Here is a 16,286-nt window from a genome sequence, read left to right as displayed (position 1 = left end):
AGGCTAACCGAAATCAGCGCTGGCGCAGCCGCATCTCGGCCGCCCGGGCGTGGGCCTGCAGGCCCTCGCCATGGGCGAGCACCGAGGCCACCTGCCCGAGCGCCTGGGCGCCCTCCTCGCTGACTTCGATCAGGCTCGAGCGCTTCTGGAAATCGTAGACCCCGAGCGGCGAGCTGAAGCGTGCCGTGCCGCTGGTCGGCAGCACATGGTTGGGGCCGGCGCAGTAGTCGCCCAGGCTTTCGCTGGTGTAGGCACCGAGAAATATCGCGCCGGCGTGCCTGAGCAGCGGCTCCCAGCGGTGGGGCTCCTGGCTGCTGACTTCGAGGTGTTCGGGTGCGATCCGGTTGCTGATTTCGCAGGCTTCTTCCATGCTGCGCGTGTGGATCAGCGCGCCGCGGCCGTTGAGCGAGGCGGCAATGATCTCGGCGCGTGGCATCGAGGGCAGCAGGCGGTCGATCTCCTGCTGCACGCGTTCGATGTAGGCGGCGTCAGGACTCAACAGGATGCTCTGCGCGAGTTCGTCATGCTCGGCCTGGCTGAACAGATCCATCGCGACCCACTCGGGCGGCGTGCTGCCGTCGGCCAGCACCAGAATTTCGCTCGGGCCGGCGATCATGTCGATGCCGACGGTGCCGAACACACGCCGCTTGGCGGCCGCCACGTAGGCATTGCCGGGCCCGGTGATCTTGTCGACCGCCGGAATCGTGGCCGTGCCGTAGGCCAGGGCCGCCACCGCCTGGGCGCCGCCGATCGTGAAGGCGCGCGTGACACCGGCCACGTGGGCGGCGGCGAGCACCAGCGGGTTGCGCTCGCCGCCCGGCGTCGGCACCACCATGACGATCTCGCCGACACCGGCCACGTGCGCCGGGATCGCGTTCATGAGCACGCTCGATGGATAGGCGGCCTTGCCGCCCGGCACGTAGATGCCGACGCGGTCCAGCGGCGTGACCTTCTGGCCGAGCAGCGTGCCGTCGGCATCGCGGTAGCTCCAGCTCTCGCCGCTCGCCTTCTTCTGGGCCTCGTGGTAGCTCCTGACGCGGCTTGCCGCGGCCTGGAGGGCAACTTTCTGCTCCGCCGGCAGCGACTCGAAGGCAGCGCGCAACTCGGCGGCCGTGAGTTCCAGCGCCGGCAGGCCGTCGACGTCGAGGCGATCGAAACGCCGCGTGTAGTCGAGCACGGCCTCGTCGCCCCGCTGCCGAACGTCGGCCAGGATGTCGGCCACCACCTGCTCGATGGCCGCATCCGCTTCGGCCGACCAATGCAGGCGCGCCTTGAATTCGGCCTCGAAGGTGGCCGATGCGGTGGACAGGCGGGCGGGAGCGGCTTTCAGGTTCATGTCGGGAGGGCCGATGCGAAGGCATCGACGATGCGGCGGATGGGCTCTTGCTTGAGCTTGAGCGCGGCCTGGTTGACCACCAGCCGGGCGCTGATGTCCATGATGCGTTCAACCTCGACCAGATGGTTGGCCTTGAGCGTGTTGCCGGTCGAGACCAGGTCGACGATGGCATCGGCCAGCCCCGTGAGCGGCGCCAGTTCCATGCTGCCGTAAAGCTTGATCAGGTCGACGTGCACGCCCTTGCTGGCGAAGAATTCGCGCGCCAGGCCGACGTACTTGGTCGCCACCTTGAGCCGCGAGCCTTGCTTGACGGCCGAGGCGTAGTCGTAGTCGGCGCGCACCGCCACGCTGAGGCGGCAGGCCGCGATGCGCAGGTCGAGCGGCTGGTAGAGGCCCTGGTTGCCGTGCTCGAGCAGCACGTCGAGCCCGGTCACGCCGAGGTCGGCGCCGCCGTACTGGACGTAGGTCGGCACGTCGGAGGCGCGCACCAGCACCACGCGGACATCGGGCCTTGTGGTGGAGAGGATCAGCTTGCGCGATTTCTCGGGGTCTTCGGTGACCTCGATGCCGGCCGCGGCCAAGAGCGGCAGGGTCTCCTCGAAGATGCGGCCCTTCGACAGCGCCAGGGTGATCACGGCTGCACCTCGGCCGGCCCGGCCACCCGCTCGATATCGGCGCCGATGCCGCGCAGCTTGCCTTCCATGCGGTCGTAGCCGCGGTCGAGGTGGTAGATGCGGTCGACCAGGGTCTCGCCATCGGCCACCAGGCCGGCGATCACGAGGCTGGCCGAGGCGCGCAGGTCGGTGGCCATCACGGTGGCGCCGGACAGTTGGCGCACGCCCTCGATCACCGCGACCTTGCCGTCGGTCTGGATCTTGGCGCCGAGACGCAGCATCTCGTCGACGTGCATGAAGCGGTTCTCGAAGATCGTCTCGGTGACGGTCGAGGTGCCTTCGGCGATCGCGTTGAGCGCCATGAACTGGGCCTGCATGTCGGTCGGGAAGCCCGGGTACTCGGTGGTGCGGAAGCTCTGTGCCTTGAGCCGGCCCTGGCTCTGCACCCGGATGCCGCCGTCGACCGCCGACACCTGGGCGCCGGCTTCGCGCAGCTTCTCGATCACGGCATCGAGATGGTCGGCCCGGCCATGCTTCAGGAACACGTCGCCGCCGGCCGCGGCCACGGCGCACAGGAAGGTGCCGGCCTCGATGCGATCGGCCACCACCTGGTGCGTGCAGCCATCGAGGCGCTCGACGCCCTGGATGCGGATGCGGCTGGTGCCGTGGCCCTCGATCTTCGCGCCCATGGCGATCAGCATCTCGGCCAGGTCGGCGATCTCAGGCTCCTGGGCGGCGTTCTCGAGCACCGTCTCGCCCTCGGCCAGCGCCGCCGCCATGAGGAAGTTCTCGGTGCCGGTGACCGTCACCATGTCGGTGGTGATGCGGGCGCCGTGCAGGCGTTTGCGGCCACCGCCGATGCCCGCCACCATGTAGCCGTGCTCGACCACGATCTCGGCACCCATGGCCTGCAGGCCCTTGATGTGCTGGTCGACCGGACGCGAGCCGATCGCGCAGCCGCCCGGCAGCGAGACCTTGGCCCTGCCGAAGCGCGCCAGCAGCGGGCCGAGCGCGAGCACCGAGGCCCGCATCGTCTTGACCAGTTCGTAGGGTGCCTCGGGCACCTCGAGCGAGCGGGCGTCGATGCGCACCGTGCCGTTGTCGTCGCGCTCGGCACGCACGCCCATGTTGTGGACCAGCTTGAGCATGGTCGCGACGTCCTTCAGGCGCGGCACGTTGTGCAGCGTGACGGGGCGATCGGTCAGCAGGGCCGCGCAGAGTTCGGGCAGCGCGGCATTCTTGGCGCCGGAAATGAGTACCTCGCCGCGAAGCTTGCGCCCGCCGCGAATCAGAAGTTTGTCCATGAGGAATCCAGCGGAGGTCTAGCGAGACTGGCCTGCCCATTCGGCAGGCGTGAAGGTTTTCATCGAGAGCGCGTGCACTTCGTCGGTGTGCATTTTCGCACCGAGGGTGGCATAGACCCGCTGATGCCGCTGGATGGCACGCTTGCCCTCGAATTCGGCGGAGACGATGGTGGCATACCAGTGGCGGCCATCGCCCTCGAGCGTGATGTGGTCGCAGGCCAGGCCGGCCTGGATGATCGATTGGAGTTCGTCAGCTGTCATGGTTGGTTTTCATCCGCGGATCTTGTAGCCGATGCGCAGGAGGTGCACGGCGATCGCGCTGACCACCAGCCAGGCACTGCCGACGATCGCCAGGCTCAGCCAGGGCGATGCATCGCTGATGCCGAAGAAGCCGTAGCGAAAGCCATCGATCATGTAGAAGAAGGGGTTCAGGTGGCTCACCGTCTGCCAGAAAGGCGGCAGCGACCCGATCGAATAGAACACGCCGGACAGGAAGGTCATCGGCATGATCAGGAAGTTCTGGAACACCGCCATCTGGTCGAATTTCTCGGCCCAGAGGCCGGCGATCAGGCCCAGCGTGCCGAGGATGGCGGCGCCCAGAAAGGCGAACACCAGGATCCATAGCGGCGCCACGAAGCTCGGCAGCGCAAAAAAGGCGGTGACGATGAACACGCCCAGGCCCACCGCCAGCCCGCGCACGATCGACGACCCCACGTAGGCGAGGAACCAGCCCCAGTGCGACAGCGGCGTCAGCAGCACGAACACCAGGCTGCCCATGATCTTGCTCTGGATGATCGACGACGAGCTGTTGGCGAAGGCGTTCTGCAGCACGCTCATCATCACCAGGCCCGGGACCAGGAAGGCGGTGTAGCTCACGGTGCCGAAGACCTTGACGTGGTCCTCGAGCACATGGCCGAAGACCGCCAGGTAGAGCACCGCGGTCAGCACCGGGGCGCCGACGGTCTGGAAGCCGACCTTCCAGAAGCGCAGCGTTTCCTTGTACAGAAGCGCGCGCCACCCAAGAGCGTTGATCATCATCTTGCGACCTCCAGCGGCGTCTGCTCGCCGGCCATCAGGTCGATGAAGACGTCCTCGAGGTCGGCCTTGCGCATCTCGACGTCCTCGACATCGAGCCCGGCTTCGCGGATCGCGGCCAGCAGCTGCTCGACCTCGTGGGCGTTCTGCGCCGGCAGCTGCACGATGCGGCCCGTGATGCGGGCGTTCTGGGCGATCGCCCAGGGCAGCATGCCGTCGGTCTTGAAGCGCAGCACGTTGCTGGCGGCCGACCGCAGCAGCTCGCTGGTGCGGTCGAGCGCAATCACGCGGCCTTGCTTGAGCATCGCGATCCGATGGCACAGCGCCTCGGCCTCTTCGAGATAGTGGGTGGTCAGCAGCACCGTGCTGCCCTGCTTGTTGAGCTTGGCGACGAACTGCCACAGCGTCTGGCGCAGCTCGACGTCGACGCCGGCGGTGGGCTCGTCCAGCACGATCACAGGCGGCTTGTGGACCAGCGCCTGGGCCACCAGCACGCGCCGCTTCATGCCGCCCGAGAGCTGGCGCATGTTGGCGCCGGCCTTGTCGGCCAGGCCGAGGCTCTGCAGGAGTTCGTCGATCCAGGCGTCGTTGTTCTTGATGCCGAAATAGCCCGACTGGATCCGCAGCGCCTCGCGGACGTTGAAGAACGGGTCGAAGACCAGCTCCTGCGGCACCACGCCGAGTTGGCGGCGGGCTTGGGCGTAGTCCTTCTGGACGTCGAAGCCGTGGACCGCGATGGCGCCGCTGGTCGGGCGCGACAGCCCGGCGAGCATGCTGATCAGGGTGGTCTTGCCGGCCCCGTTCGGCCCCAGGAGGCCGAAGAACTCGCCCTCTTCGATCTGGAAGCTCACGTCATCGACGGCGCGGAGCCCGGGCTTGCCCTGGCTTCGTTGCTGGCGTGAGGGGGGATAGGTCTTGGAGACCGACTGGAAGGAGATCGCGGGCATGGGAACCCGCTATTTTAAGCTCGCCCCCAGGTTGGGCTCACTTCGTGTAGCCCGCCCACCCCCTGCCGGGGGCAACACCAGCGGCCCGGCGAAGCCGGTTCCGCGGTGTTTCACCAACGGGCCTGGCTGCGCCGGCCGATGGAAGAGAGGCGTCGTGCTTGTTCTCGGCGGCGCGCAGCGCACGCCTGTTCGTGGGCAGTCGCGGAACCGGCTTGCCGGGCCGCTGACTGCGCCCCCGGCAGGGGGTGGGCGCCCGGACACGAAGTGCCGGGCAACCTGGGGGCGAGCCCATTCAAGGCGCGGCGGGCAAAAGGCCTGCGATTCCGTACAGGGCGGCCAGTTCGCGCAGGCGGGCCGGCAGGCCCTTGACCGCGAAACCGCGGCCGAGCGCGCTGGACTCGCGCCGGCACTCGAGCAGCACCGCCAGCGCCGAGGAGTCGAAGTGGACCAGCGCGCTGGCGTCGACCACCGTGGCCGTGTCGGTCTGACCGGCCAGGCCGCGCTGGAGCATGTAGGCGCAGGCCGGTGCCTCGTCGTGCGTCAACTTGGGTGGCAGCACCAGCATGGCCGGCTCAGCCCTTGCCGTTGTTCTTGTTGCGCGCCTCGAGGGCCGCGATCAGGCCGTCGATGCCCTTGGCGTTGATCTGCTGCGCGAACTGGGTGCGGTAGGTATCCACCAGCCATACGCCCAGGACGTTGATGTTGTAGATCTTCCAGCCGCCAGCCTCGCCGGGGGTCTTCTCGAGCCGGTAGTCGAGCTGCACCGGATCGCCGCTGCCCTTGACTTCGGTGCGCACGAGCACCTCCTTGTCGTCGGCCGAGCCACGGAACGGGCGCACGACGACGGTCTGGTCGCTGACCTGGTCGAGGGCGCCCGCGTAGGTGCGCACCAGCAGGGTCTTGAACGCATCCTCGAGCCGCTTCTGCTGCTCCGGCGTGGCCTGGCGCCAGGCCGGACCGACGGCCGAGGAGGTCATGCGCAGGAAGTTCACGTTCGGCATGATCTTGGTATCGACCAGCTGCATGATCTTGCCGACATCGCCCGCCTTGATCGACTTGTCGGCCTTGATCGTGTCCAGCACGTCGGAAGACAGCCGCTTCACGAGCGCATCGGGCGCCTCGTCCGCGGCCAGGGCCGGCCGCACGAATCCGGCAGCGGCAGCCGCCAGCAGCAGGCCACCCAGCGCCAACCGTCCCAGGGTGCGGCGTTGAAGAATCTGGTTCATCGAGTCAATCCCTTGTCATCAAAAGTGAGGCGTTCGCCCAACCGGTTTCGAGTCCACGCCACACAGAGGGTTCCACATCGCGGCTCAGGGCCTGCAACCGAATGCAATGGCCCCGCCCGCGCAAGGCCTTAGTTGCCCTCGTCGGGCAGGTTTCCGTCGTGCACGTCGTTGCGGCGGCGCTGCAGGAAGGCGTCACGGGTGAAGGTGTACCTGTCGAGCGCCGCATCCTCGAGCAGCTGGCCGACGCGCAACAGGTTGGCGCGGATGTCGATCAGGCGGAGAGCGTACATCGAGTTGCGCACCGAGATGTCCGACACGCCGCTCAGCAGGTCGCCCCGGAGGTCCAGTGGCAAGGCCGCGGTGTCGCGCAGCGTGGAGGGGCCGAGCAGGGGCAGGATCAGGTACGGGCCCGCCGGAACGCCCCAGCGGCCCAGCGTCTGGCCGAAGTCCTCGCTGTGGCGGTCGATGCCGAGTTCGGTCGCGACGTCCAGGATCCCGCCGAGGCCGAAGAACGTGTTGACGTTCAGGCGCATGAAAGTCTGCGCGCTGTCCTGGAGCTTGAGCTGCGCCACGCTGTTGGCGAAGCTCCAGACGTCGGAGAGGTTGCCGAAGAAATTGTTCACGCCGGTGCGCACCGGCGAGGGCAGCACCTTGACGTAGACCGTCGCGGCCGGCTTCAGGACCGCATCGTCGAGCGCGTTGTTGAAGCGATACACCTGCCGGTTGAGCGGCTCCAGCGGATCGGCCGGATTGGCGTTCGGGCCGGTGGCGCAACCCGTGACGAAGGCGAGGACGCCGGCGGCGCCTGCTGCGCGCAGGCCATTGGCGATGCGCACGCACGCGACCCGGCCGGCGAGAGGAGTTCGTGGTTTCATTTCTTGTTGTTGGCGTTACCGGATGGCGTGCTTCCTTCGGCCGCCTTGCTGTACAGGAACTGGCTGATCAGGTTCTCGAGCACGACCGCTGATTGGGTATCGGTCACGACATCGCCGGCTTGAAGGGTCTTTTCGTCGGCGCCGGCCTCGATGCCGATGTATTGCTCGCCCAGCAGGCCGCTGGTCAGGATCTTGAACGAGCTGTCCTTGGGGAAACTGTAGCGATTTTGCAGCGCCAGCGTCACGGCCGCCTGAAAGTTCTTGTCGTCGAACGTGATGGATTCGACGCGCCCGACCACCACGCCGGCGCTCTTGACCGCGGTTTGGGGCTTGAGCCCGCCGATGTTGTCGAAGCGCGCGGTCACCGCATAGGTCTTCTGGAAGTTCAGGCTCAGCAGGTTGGCCGACTGCAGCGCCAGGAACAGCAGCGCCGCGCCGCCGATCAGCACGAACAGGCCGACCCAGATGTCATTGTTGGAACGTTGCATGTGTTGCACTCTCAGTGAACGTGGAGCCTAGATGCTGAACATCATGGCGGTCAGCATGAAATCGAGCCCGAGCACGGTGAGCGAGGCGACGACCACCGTGCGGGTGGTGGCGCGGGAGACTCCCTCGGGCGTCGGCTGGGCCTGGTAGCCCTGCAGCAGGGCGATGAAAGTCACGGCGACCCCGAAGACGATGCTCTTGACGACGCCGTTGCCGACGTCCTTCCAGACGTCGACGCCGCCCTGCATCTGGCCCCAGAAGGCCCCCGCGTCGAGGCCCAGCATCAGCACCCCGACGACATAGCCGCCGATCACGCCGACCGCGCTGAACACCGCCGCCAGCAGGGGCATGGTGATCACGCCGCCCCAGAAGCGCGGCGCCAGGATGCGCTGGACCGGGTCGACCGCCATCATCTCCATCGCGCTGAGCTGCTCGCCAGCCTTCATGAGGCCGATCTCGGCGGTGAGCGAGGTGCCGGCACGGCCCGCGAACAGCAGCGCCGCCACGACCGGGCCGAGCTCGCGCACCAGGCTCAATGCGACCAGCAGGCCCAGCGCCTCGGACGAGCCGTAGCGCTGCAGCGTGTAGTAACCCTGCAAGCCCAGCACGAAGCCGACGAACAGTCCGGAGACGGCGATGATCGCCAGCGAGTAGTTGCCCAGGAAGTGGATCTGGTCGCGCACCAGGCCGAAGCGGCGCAGGCTGCGCGCACCCTGCCCCACGAGCTGGAAGAAAAGGCGCGCGCCCAGACCGAGGTCGGCCAGCTTGCTGCGCACGGCGAAGCCGACGTCGGCCGGCTTGTACCAGCTCATACGCCAACCTCCGTGCTGCGCACTGCGGTGCGAGTCCCCTTCGGAGCGGCCGGGCGGGGGGTCATGAGGAAACCTCCGTGCTTCGCACTGCGGTGCGAGCCCTCTTCGGAGCGGCCGGGCGGGGGGGTCATGCGGAAACCTCCGTGCTGCGCACTGCGGTGCGAGCCCCCTTCGGAGCGGCCGGGCGGGGGCTCATTCACGCCCCCCCTGCGAGTTGCCGAAATCGGCCTCGACGGCCACCGCGGGGTAGTGGAAATGCACCGGCCCCTCGGGCAGCGCATTGACGAACTGGTGGACCAGCGGGTCGGCGCTGGCGCGCACCGCGTCCGGGCTGCCCTGGGCGGCGATGCCGCCGTTGGCGAGGATGATCACGTGGTCGGCGATGCGGAAGGTTTCTTCGAGGTCGTGCGACACGATCACGCTGGTGAGCCCCAGCGTGTCGTTGAGCTGCCGGATCAGCCGCGCCGCGGTGCCGAGCGAGATCGGGTCGAGGCCGGCGAAGGGCTCGTCGTACATGACGAGGTCGGGGTCGAGCGCGATCGCCCTGGCCAGCGCCACGCGCCGCGCCATGCCGCCCGAGACTTCGCTCGGCATCAGCTCGCGGGCGCCGCGCAGGCCGACGGCGTCGAGCTTCATCAGCACGATGTCCCGGATCAAGCCTTCGGACAGGCGGGTGTGCTCGCGCAGCGGGAAGGCCACGTTGTCGAACACGCTCATGTCGGTGAAGAGCGCGCCGAACTGGAACAGCATGCCCATGCGGCGCCGGGCGGCATAGAGCGCATCGGGCGCCATCCGGCCGACGTCATGGCCGTCGACCAGCACATCGCCACGGCGCGCCCGCACCTGCCCGCCGATCAGGCGCAGCACGGTGGTCTTGCCGCCGCCCGAGGCGCCCATCAACGCGGTCACCTTGCCACGCGGCACGCGGAACGAGACGCCATCGAGGATGGCGCGGTCGCCATAGCCGAAGACGACGTCGCGGAACTCAACGAGGGAAGTGGCAGGTGATGGATCCATGGCAATGAAAAAGCCGGGGCGTCCCACATGAGGACATCCCGGCTCGCGGTAACAGCCAATGATAAGGGAAGCGCGTAACAGGCTGTGCCTACGACGATTCTGAAAAACGCACCGGATCGAAGGCACCCAGGCCGGCGCCGGGCCGCCCCAAGGCGGCCTGCGGCCCCCTCGGGGGGCAGCGACCCACACGCAGTGGGGGAGCGTGGGGGCCTTGGGCCGGCGCCGGGCCGCCCCAAGGCGGCCTGCGGCCCCCTCGGGGGGCAGCGACCCGCACGCAGTGGGGGAGCGTGGGGGCCTTGGGCCGGCGCCGGGCCGCCCCAAGGCGGCCTGCGGCCCCCTCGGGGGGCAGCGACCCACACGCAGTGGGGGAGCGTGGGGGCCAGTTCAGCGCGGCAGGTCGCTGAAGCCCATCAGGAACTCGTCGACCGAGCGGGCCGCCTGGCGGCCCTCGCGGATCGCCCAGACCACCAGCGACTGGCCGCGGCGGATGTCTCCGGCGGCGAACACCTTGGGCACGTTGGTCGCGTAGCCGCCGATGAAATCGACGCTGGCCTTGGCATTGCCGCGGGCATCCTTCTCGACGCCGAAGGCGTCCAGCACATTGGCCACCGGGCTCACGAAGCCCATCGCCAGCAGCACCAGGTCGGCCTTGAGCACCTGCTCGCTGCCGGCCACCTCGACCATCTTGCCGTCCTTCCACTCGACGCGAACCGTCTTCAGGCCCGTGACCTTGCCCTTTTCGCCGATGAATTCCTTGGTGGAGATGGCGAACTCGCGCTCGCAGCCCTCTTCGTGGCTGGAACTGGTGCGCAGCTTGTACGGCCAGTAGGGCCAGGTCAGCGGGCGGTTCTCTTCCTCGGGCGGCTGCGGCATCAGCTCGAACTGGGTCACGCTCGCGGCACCGTGGCGGTTGCTGGTGCCCACGCAGTCGGAGCCGGTGTCGCCGCCGCCGATCACGATCACGTGCTTGCCATCGGCGCGCAGCTGGCCCTTGACCTTGTCGCCGGCGTTGATCTTGTTCTGCTGCGGCAGGAACTCCATCGCGAAATGGATGCCGTCGAGGTCGCGGCCGGGCACCGGCAGGTCGCGCGACTGCTCGGCGCCGCCGGTCAGCAGCACCGCGTCGAACTCCTTGCCAAGCTGCTCGGGCGTCACGGTCTCCTTGGCCCAGTTGGTGACCTTGGAGCCCTTGCCCAGCGGATCCTTGGCGGCGCCGACCATCACGCCGGTGCGGAAGGTCACGCCTTCGGCCTTCATCTGCTCGACGCGGCGATCGATGTGCACCTTCTCCATCTTGAAGTCGGGGATGCCGTAGCGCAGCAGGCCGCCGATGCGGTCGTTCTTCTCGAACAAGGTGACGTCGTGGCCGACCCGCGCCAGTTGCTGGGCTGCCGCCATGCCCGCCGGGCCGGACCCGACCACGGCGACCTTCTTGCCGGTCTTGTGCTTGGCCGGACGGGCCGCCACCCAGCCTTCGTCCCAGGCACGGTCGATGATCGCGTGCTCGATCGACTTGATGCCGACCGGATCGTCGTTCACGTTGAGCACGCAGGCCGCCTCGCAGGGCGCGGGGCAGATGCGGCCGGTGAACTCGGGGAAGTTGTTGGTCGAGTCGAGCACCACGAAGGCGCTCTGCCAGTCGGCCCGATACACCAGGTCGTTGAAGTCCGGAATGATGTTGTTGACCGGGCAGCCGCTGTTGCAGAACGGCGTGCCGCAGTCCATGCAGCGCGCGCCCTGGACCTTGGCCTGTGCCTCGTCGAGGCCGACCACGAATTCCTTGTGATGCTTGACCCGCTCCTCGATCGGCTTGTAGCCCTCTTCGATGCGCTCATGCTCCATGAAGCCGGTGATTTTTCCCATCGTGCTTTCCTGTTCTGTTCGTTGTCGCTCAGACCGCCGCCACCGGCTTGGCGGCCGCATGCGGCTCCATGCCGGCATGCGCGTTGTTGCCGCTGCTCGTGAGCTCGACCTCGCGGTCGTGGATCTCGGCCAGCGCGCGCTTGTATTCGTTCGGGAACACCTTGACGAACTTGGTGCGCGAAACGGCCCAGTTGTCGAGCAGTTCGCGGGCGCGCTTGCTGCCGGTCCAGCGGTGATGGTCCTCGAGCAGCTTGCGCAGCTGCGCCTCGTCGGTCTCGCCTTCGTGCCAGACCTTGCGGTGCACGCTGGCGCTCTGCTCGGCCGAGGTCAGCACCTTGTCGAGCGACACCATCGACAGGTTGCAGCGGGAGGCGAACTGGCCGTCCTCGTCGTAGACGAAGGCGACGCCGCCGCTCATGCCGGCCGCGAAGTTGCGTCCGGTCTGGCCCAGCACCGCGACCGTGCCGCCGGTCATGTATTCGCAGCCATGGTCGCCGGTGCCTTCGACCACCGCGGTGGCGCCCGACAGCCGTACCGCGAAGCGCTCGCCGGCCACGCCGCAGAGGTAGGCCTCGCCGGTGGTCGCGCCATACAGCGCGGTGTTGCCGACGATCGTGTTGCGCGCCGCCTCGCCGCGGAAGTCCAGGCTCGGGCGCACCACCACGCGGCCGCCCGACAGGCCCTTGCCGGTGTAGTCGTTGGCATCGCCGATCAGGTAGAGCGTGATGCCGCGCGCCAGGAAGGCGCCGAAGGACTGGCCGCCCGTGCCTTCGAGCTGGATGCGGATCGAATCGTCGGGCAGGCCCTGCGGATGCACCTTGGTCAGCGCGCCCGAGAGCATGGCGCCGACCGAGCGGTTGACGTTGCGCGCCACCTCGATGAACTGCACCTTCTCGCCCTTGTCGATGGCCGGGCGCGAACGCTCGATCAACTTGACGTCCAGGCTCTTCTCGAGGCCGTGGTCCTGGTTCTCGACATGGAAGCGCGGCACCTCGGCCGGCACGTTGGGCTGGGCGAACAGGCGGCTGAAGTCCAGGCCGCGGGCCTTCCAGTGCTCGATGCCGGTCTTGGTGTCGAGCAGGTCGGAACGGCCGATCAGGTCGTCGAACTTGCGGATGCCGAGCTGGGCCATGATCTGGCGCACTTCCTCGGCCACGAAGAAGAAGAAGTTGACCACGTGCTCGGGCTTTCCCGAGAACTTCTTGCGCAGCACCGGGTCTTGCGTCGCGACGCCCACCGGGCAGGTGTTCAGGTGGCACTTGCGCATCATGATGCAGCCCTCGACCACCAGCGGCGCGGTCGCGAAGCCGAACTCGTCGGCACCCAGCAAGGCGCCGATGGCGACGTCGCGGCCGGTCTTCATCTGGCCGTCGGCCTGCACCCGGATGCGGCCGCGCAGGCGGTTCAGCACCAGCGTCTGCTGGGTCTCGGCCAGGCCGATCTCCCACGGGCTGCCGGCATGCTTGATCGACGACCACGGCGAGGCGCCGGTGCCGCCGTCGTGGCCGGCGATCACGACGTGGTCGCTCTTGCACTTGGCGACGCCCGCGGCGATGGTGCCGACGCCGACTTCGCTCACCAGCTTGACGCTGACGCTGGCATGCGGCGCGACGTTCTTCAGGTCGTGGATCAGCTGGGCCAGGTCCTCGATCGAGTAGATGTCGTGGTGCGGCGGCGGCGAGATCAGGCCCACGCCGGGCACCGAGTAGCGCATCTGGCCGATGTACTTCGTGACCTTGCCGCCGGGCAGCTGGCCGCCCTCGCCGGGCTTGGCGCCCTGCGCCATCTTGATCTGCACCTGGTCGGCCGACGACAGGTACTCGGCCGTGACGCCGAAGCGGCCCGAGGCGACCTGCTTGATCTTCGAACGCAGCGAGTCGCCGTCCTGCAGCGGCAGGTCGACCTCGACATTGGCCTCGCCGATCACGCTCTTGAGCGTGTCGCCCATCTTGATCGGGATGCCCTTGAGCTCGTTGCGGTAGCGCGCCGGGTCTTCGCCGCCTTCGCCGGTGTTGCTCTTGCCGCCGATGCGGTTCATCGCCACCGCCAGGGTGGCGTGCGCCTCGGTGCTGATCGAGCCGAGCGACATGGCGCCGGTGGCGAAGCGCTTGACGATCTCGGCGGCCGGCTCGACCTCGTCGACGGAGATGGCCTTGGCCGGATCGATCTTGAACTCGAACAGGCCGCGCAGCGTCAGGTGCCGGCGGTTCTGGTCGTTGATCAGCTGCGCGTATTCCTTGTAGGTGCTGAAGTTGTTGGCGCGCGTGCTGTGCTGCAGCTTGGCGATGGCGTCGGGCGTCCACATGTGCTCTTCGCCGCGGGTGCGCCAGGCGTATTCGCCGCCGGCGTCGAGCATGTGGGCCAGCACCGGATCGTCGCTGAAGGCCGCCTTGTGCATGCGGATGCCTTCCTGGGCGATCTCGAACACGCCGATGCCCTGCACCCGGCTGGCGGTGCCGGTGAAGTACTTCTCGACCGTCTCGGTGTTCAGGCCGATGGCCTCGAACAGCTGGGCGCCGCAGTAGCTCATGTAGGTGCTGACACCCATCTTCGACATGATCTTCGACAGACCCTTGCCGACCGCCTTGACGTAGTTGTAGATGGCCTTGTCGGCGCTCAGGTCGCCGGAGAGGTCTTCATGCATCGCCGCCAGCGTTTCCATCGCCAGGTACGGGTGCACGGCTTCGGCGCCGTAGCCCGCGAGCACGCCGAAGTGATGCACTTCCCGCGCCGAGCCGGTCTCGACCACCAGGCCGGCGGTCGTGCGCAGGCCTTCGCGCACCAGGTACTGGTGGATCGCAGACAGCGCCAGCAGCGCCGGGATCGCGACCTGCGTCGGGCCGACGTTGCGGTCGCTGACGATCAGGATGTTGTGGCCGCCCTTGATCGCATCGACCGCCTCCGCGCACAGCGAGGCCAGCTTGGCTTCCACGCCTTCGTCGCCCCAGGCCAGCGGGTAGGTGATGTCGAGCGTATGGCTCTTGAACTTGCCCTGCGTGTACTTGCCGATGTCGCGCAGCTTCGCCATGTCGGCGAAGTCGAGGATCGGCTGGCTCACCTCGAGCCGCATCGGCGGGTTGACCTGGTTGATGTCGAGCAGGTTCGGCTTCGGGCCGATGAACGACACCAGCGACATCACGATCGCCTCGCGGATCGGGTCGATCGGCGGGTTGGTCACTTGCGCGAACAACTGCTTGAAGTAGTTGTAGAGCGGCTTGTTCTTGTTCGACAGCACGGCCAGCGGGCTGTCGTTGCCCATCGAGCCGATGCCTTCCTCGCCGGCCGCCGCCATCGGGCTCATCAGGAACTTGATGTCTTCCTGGGTGTAGCCGAAGGCCTGCTGGCGATCGAGCAGGCTGACCTGGCTCGGCGGCGGCTGCACGGCCTCGGCCTCGACGCTGTCGAGCTTGATGCGCAGGTTCTCGATCCACTGCTTGTAAGGCTTGCTGTTGGCCAGCGTCGCCTTGACTTCCTCGTCGTCGATCATGCGGCCCTGCTCGAGGTCGATCAGGAACATCTTGCCGGGCTGCAGGCGCCACTTGCGGACGATCTTCTGCTCGGGCACGGGCAGAACGCCGGATTCGGAACCCATGATGACCAGGTCGTCGTCGGTCACGCAGTAGCGCGACGGGCGCAGGCCGTTGCGGTCGAGCGTGGCGCCGATCTGACGGCCGTCGGTGAAGACGATCGAGGCCGGGCCGTCCCAGGGCTCGAGCATCGCGGCGTGGTACTCGTAGAACGCGCGGCGACGCGGGTCCATCGTCGCGTGCTGCTCCCAGGGCTCGGGAATCATCATCATCACGGCCTGGCTGATCGGGTAGCCGGCCATCGTCAGCAGCTCGAGGCAGTTGTCGAAGGTGGCGGTGTCGGACTGGCCGGCGAAGCTGATCGGATACAGCTTCTGCAGGTCGGCGCCAAGCACCGGCGAGGACATCACGCCTTCGCGCGCCTTCATCCAGTTGTAGTTGCCCTTGACCGTGTTGATTTCGCCGTTGTGGGCGACATAGCGGTACGGGTGGGCCAGCGGCCACTCGGGGAAGGTGTTGGTCGAGAAGCGCTGGTGCACCAAGCCCAGGGCCGAGACGCAGCGCTTGTCCTGCAGGTCGAGGTAGTAGGTACCGACCTGGTCGGCCAGCAGCAGGCCCTTGTAGACCACCGTGCGGCTCGACATGCTCGGCACGTAGTATTCCTTGCTGTGCTTGAGCTTCAGGCGCTGGATGTTGGCGCTGGCGGTCTTGCGGATCACGTAGAGCTTGCGCTCCAGCGCGTCCTGCACGATGACGTCGTTGCCGCGGCCGATGAAGACCTGGCGCAGCAGCGGCTCCTTGGCGCGCACGTTGGGCGACATCGGCATTTCGCGGTTGACCGGCACGTCGCGCCAGCCCAGCAGCACCTGGCCTTCGACCTTGATCGCGCGCTCCATCTCCTGCTCGCAGGCCTCGCGCGAGGCGTGCTCCTTGGGCAGGAAGATCATGCCGACGCCGTACTCGCCGGGCGGCGGCAGGGTCACGCCCTGCTTGGCCATCTCTTCGCGATACAGCAGGTCGGGCAGCTGGATCAGGATGCCGGCGCCGTCGCCCATGAGCTTGTCGGCGCCCACTGCGCCGCGGTGGTCCAGATTCTCGAGAATCTTGAGGCCCTGCAACACGATGGCATGGCTCTTTTCGCCCTTGATGTGGGCCACGAAGCCGACGCCGCAGGCGTCGTGCTCGTCAGCGGCGGAATAAAGACCGTGTTCTTGGAGATGCTGGATCTCGGCAGCCGTCGTCAT

General features: G+C 67.7%; 14 protein-coding genes. All 14 read right to left on the bottom strand.

The genetic code is table 11. The features are described from left to right. Positions 1 to 13: 13 nt before the first annotated feature. The 14 genes from hisD to AC1DF3_RS06565 all read right to left on the bottom strand — a co-directional run bounded on the left by hisD (position 14) and on the right by AC1DF3_RS06565 (position 16,286). On the bottom strand, positions 14 to 1,336 hold the full coding sequence (hisD, locus tag AC1DF3_RS06630) for a histidinol dehydrogenase (RefSeq protein ID WP_286536302.1): 1,323 nt from the start codon (positions 1,334 to 1,336) through the stop codon (positions 14 to 16). After that, complete coding sequence (hisG, locus tag AC1DF3_RS06625; protein ID WP_286536305.1) at positions 1,333 to 1,971, bottom strand: ATP phosphoribosyltransferase; 639 nt, start codon at positions 1,969 to 1,971, stop codon at positions 1,333 to 1,335. Before hisG ends, hisD begins: the two co-directional genes overlap by 4 nt. Beyond that, entirely contained in the window at positions 1,968 to 3,254 is a 1,287-nt protein-coding gene (gene murA / locus AC1DF3_RS06620) for a UDP-N-acetylglucosamine 1-carboxyvinyltransferase (RefSeq protein WP_286536306.1), read from the bottom strand. Before murA ends, hisG begins: the two co-directional genes overlap by 4 nt. Before the next feature lie 18 nt (positions 3,255 to 3,272). After that, on the bottom strand, positions 3,273 to 3,515 hold the full coding sequence (locus AC1DF3_RS06615; RefSeq protein ID WP_286536308.1) for a BolA family protein: 243 nt from the start codon (positions 3,513 to 3,515) through the stop codon (positions 3,273 to 3,275). Between the two features lie 9 nt (positions 3,516 to 3,524). Then, on the bottom strand, positions 3,525 to 4,289 hold the full coding sequence (locus AC1DF3_RS06610; protein WP_286536382.1) for an ABC transporter permease: 765 nt from the start codon (positions 4,287 to 4,289) through the stop codon (positions 3,525 to 3,527). Then, positions 4,289 to 5,236 carry an ABC transporter ATP-binding protein gene (locus tag AC1DF3_RS06605; RefSeq protein ID WP_478139187.1) on the bottom strand — a complete coding sequence of 316 codons (948 nt, stop codon included), beginning with the start codon at positions 5,234 to 5,236 and terminating at the stop codon, positions 4,289 to 4,291. The genes AC1DF3_RS06610 and AC1DF3_RS06605 overlap by 1 nt, the downstream gene beginning before the upstream one ends. Positions 5,237 to 5,528: 292 nt before the next feature. Next, positions 5,529 to 5,801, bottom strand: coding sequence for an STAS domain-containing protein (locus tag AC1DF3_RS06600; RefSeq protein WP_286523486.1), 273 nt, complete (start codon positions 5,799 to 5,801; stop codon positions 5,529 to 5,531). Positions 5,802 to 5,808: 7 nt separating this feature from the next. Beyond that, a complete protein-coding gene (locus AC1DF3_RS06595) occupies positions 5,809 to 6,462 on the bottom strand; it encodes an MlaC/ttg2D family ABC transporter substrate-binding protein (RefSeq protein WP_286536311.1) in 654 nt (217 codons plus the stop codon). 128 nt (positions 6,463 to 6,590) lie between these two features. Further along, positions 6,591 to 7,337: an MlaA family lipoprotein gene (locus AC1DF3_RS06590; protein WP_286536313.1), complete on the bottom strand. Its 747-nt coding sequence runs from the start codon at positions 7,335 to 7,337 to the stop codon at positions 6,591 to 6,593. Next, a complete protein-coding gene (mlaD, locus tag AC1DF3_RS06585) occupies positions 7,334 to 7,825 on the bottom strand; it encodes an outer membrane lipid asymmetry maintenance protein MlaD (RefSeq protein WP_286523493.1) in 492 nt (163 codons plus the stop codon). Before mlaD ends, AC1DF3_RS06590 begins: the two co-directional genes overlap by 4 nt. Before the next feature lie 27 nt (positions 7,826 to 7,852). After that, the gene (mlaE, locus tag AC1DF3_RS06580) at positions 7,853 to 8,635 is read right to left on the bottom strand and encodes a lipid asymmetry maintenance ABC transporter permease subunit MlaE (RefSeq protein ID WP_478139186.1); all 783 of its coding nucleotides are present in this window, start codon (positions 8,633 to 8,635) and stop codon (positions 7,853 to 7,855) included. A gap of 192 nt (positions 8,636 to 8,827) precedes the next feature. After that, entirely contained in the window at positions 8,828 to 9,652 is an 825-nt protein-coding gene (locus AC1DF3_RS06575) for an ABC transporter ATP-binding protein (protein WP_286536315.1), read from the bottom strand. Between the two features lie 384 nt (positions 9,653 to 10,036). Next, a complete protein-coding gene (locus tag AC1DF3_RS06570) occupies positions 10,037 to 11,515 on the bottom strand; it encodes a glutamate synthase subunit beta (protein ID WP_286536316.1) in 1,479 nt (492 codons plus the stop codon). 28 nt (positions 11,516 to 11,543) lie between these two features. Further along, a complete protein-coding gene (locus tag AC1DF3_RS06565) occupies positions 11,544 to 16,286 on the bottom strand; it encodes a glutamate synthase-related protein (protein WP_286536317.1) in 4,743 nt (1,580 codons plus the stop codon).

The organism is Variovorax sp. 10N432 (assembly GCF_056394465.1).
This window is presented reverse-complemented; position numbering and strand designations above follow the sequence as displayed.

Coding starts and splice junctions, on each gene's coding strand:
- hisD (WP_286536302.1), bottom strand. CDS start 1,336: ATGAACCTGAAAGCCGCTCCCGCCCGCCTGTCCACCGCATCGGCCACC.
- murA (WP_286536306.1), bottom strand. CDS start 3,254: ATGGACAAACTTCTGATTCGCGGCGGGCGCAAGCTTCGCGGCGAGGTA.
- AC1DF3_RS06615 (WP_286536308.1), bottom strand. CDS start 3,515: ATGACAGCTGACGAACTCCAATCGATCATCCAGGCCGGCCTGGCCTGC.
- AC1DF3_RS06610 (WP_286536382.1), bottom strand. CDS start 4,289: ATGATCAACGCTCTTGGGTGGCGCGCGCTTCTGTACAAGGAAACGCTG.
- AC1DF3_RS06605 (WP_478139187.1), bottom strand. CDS start 5,236: ATGCCCGCGATCTCCTTCCAGTCGGTCTCCAAGACCTATCCCCCCTCA.
- AC1DF3_RS06600 (WP_286523486.1), bottom strand. CDS start 5,801: ATGCTGGTGCTGCCACCCAAGTTGACGCACGACGAGGCACCGGCCTGC.
- AC1DF3_RS06595 (WP_286536311.1), bottom strand. CDS start 6,462: ATGAACCAGATTCTTCAACGCCGCACCCTGGGACGGTTGGCGCTGGGT.
- AC1DF3_RS06590 (WP_286536313.1), bottom strand. CDS start 7,337: ATGAAACCACGAACTCCTCTCGCCGGCCGGGTCGCGTGCGTGCGCATC.
- mlaD (WP_286523493.1), bottom strand. CDS start 7,825: ATGCAACGTTCCAACAATGACATCTGGGTCGGCCTGTTCGTGCTGATC.
- mlaE (WP_478139186.1), bottom strand. CDS start 8,635: ATGAGCTGGTACAAGCCGGCCGACGTCGGCTTCGCCGTGCGCAGCAAG.
- AC1DF3_RS06575 (WP_286536315.1), bottom strand. CDS start 9,652: ATGGATCCATCACCTGCCACTTCCCTCGTTGAGTTCCGCGACGTCGTC.
- AC1DF3_RS06570 (WP_286536316.1), bottom strand. CDS start 11,515: ATGGGAAAAATCACCGGCTTCATGGAGCATGAGCGCATCGAAGAGGGC.
- AC1DF3_RS06565 (WP_286536317.1), bottom strand. CDS start 16,286: ATGACGACGGCTGCCGAGATCCAGCATCTCCAAGAACACGGTCTTTAT.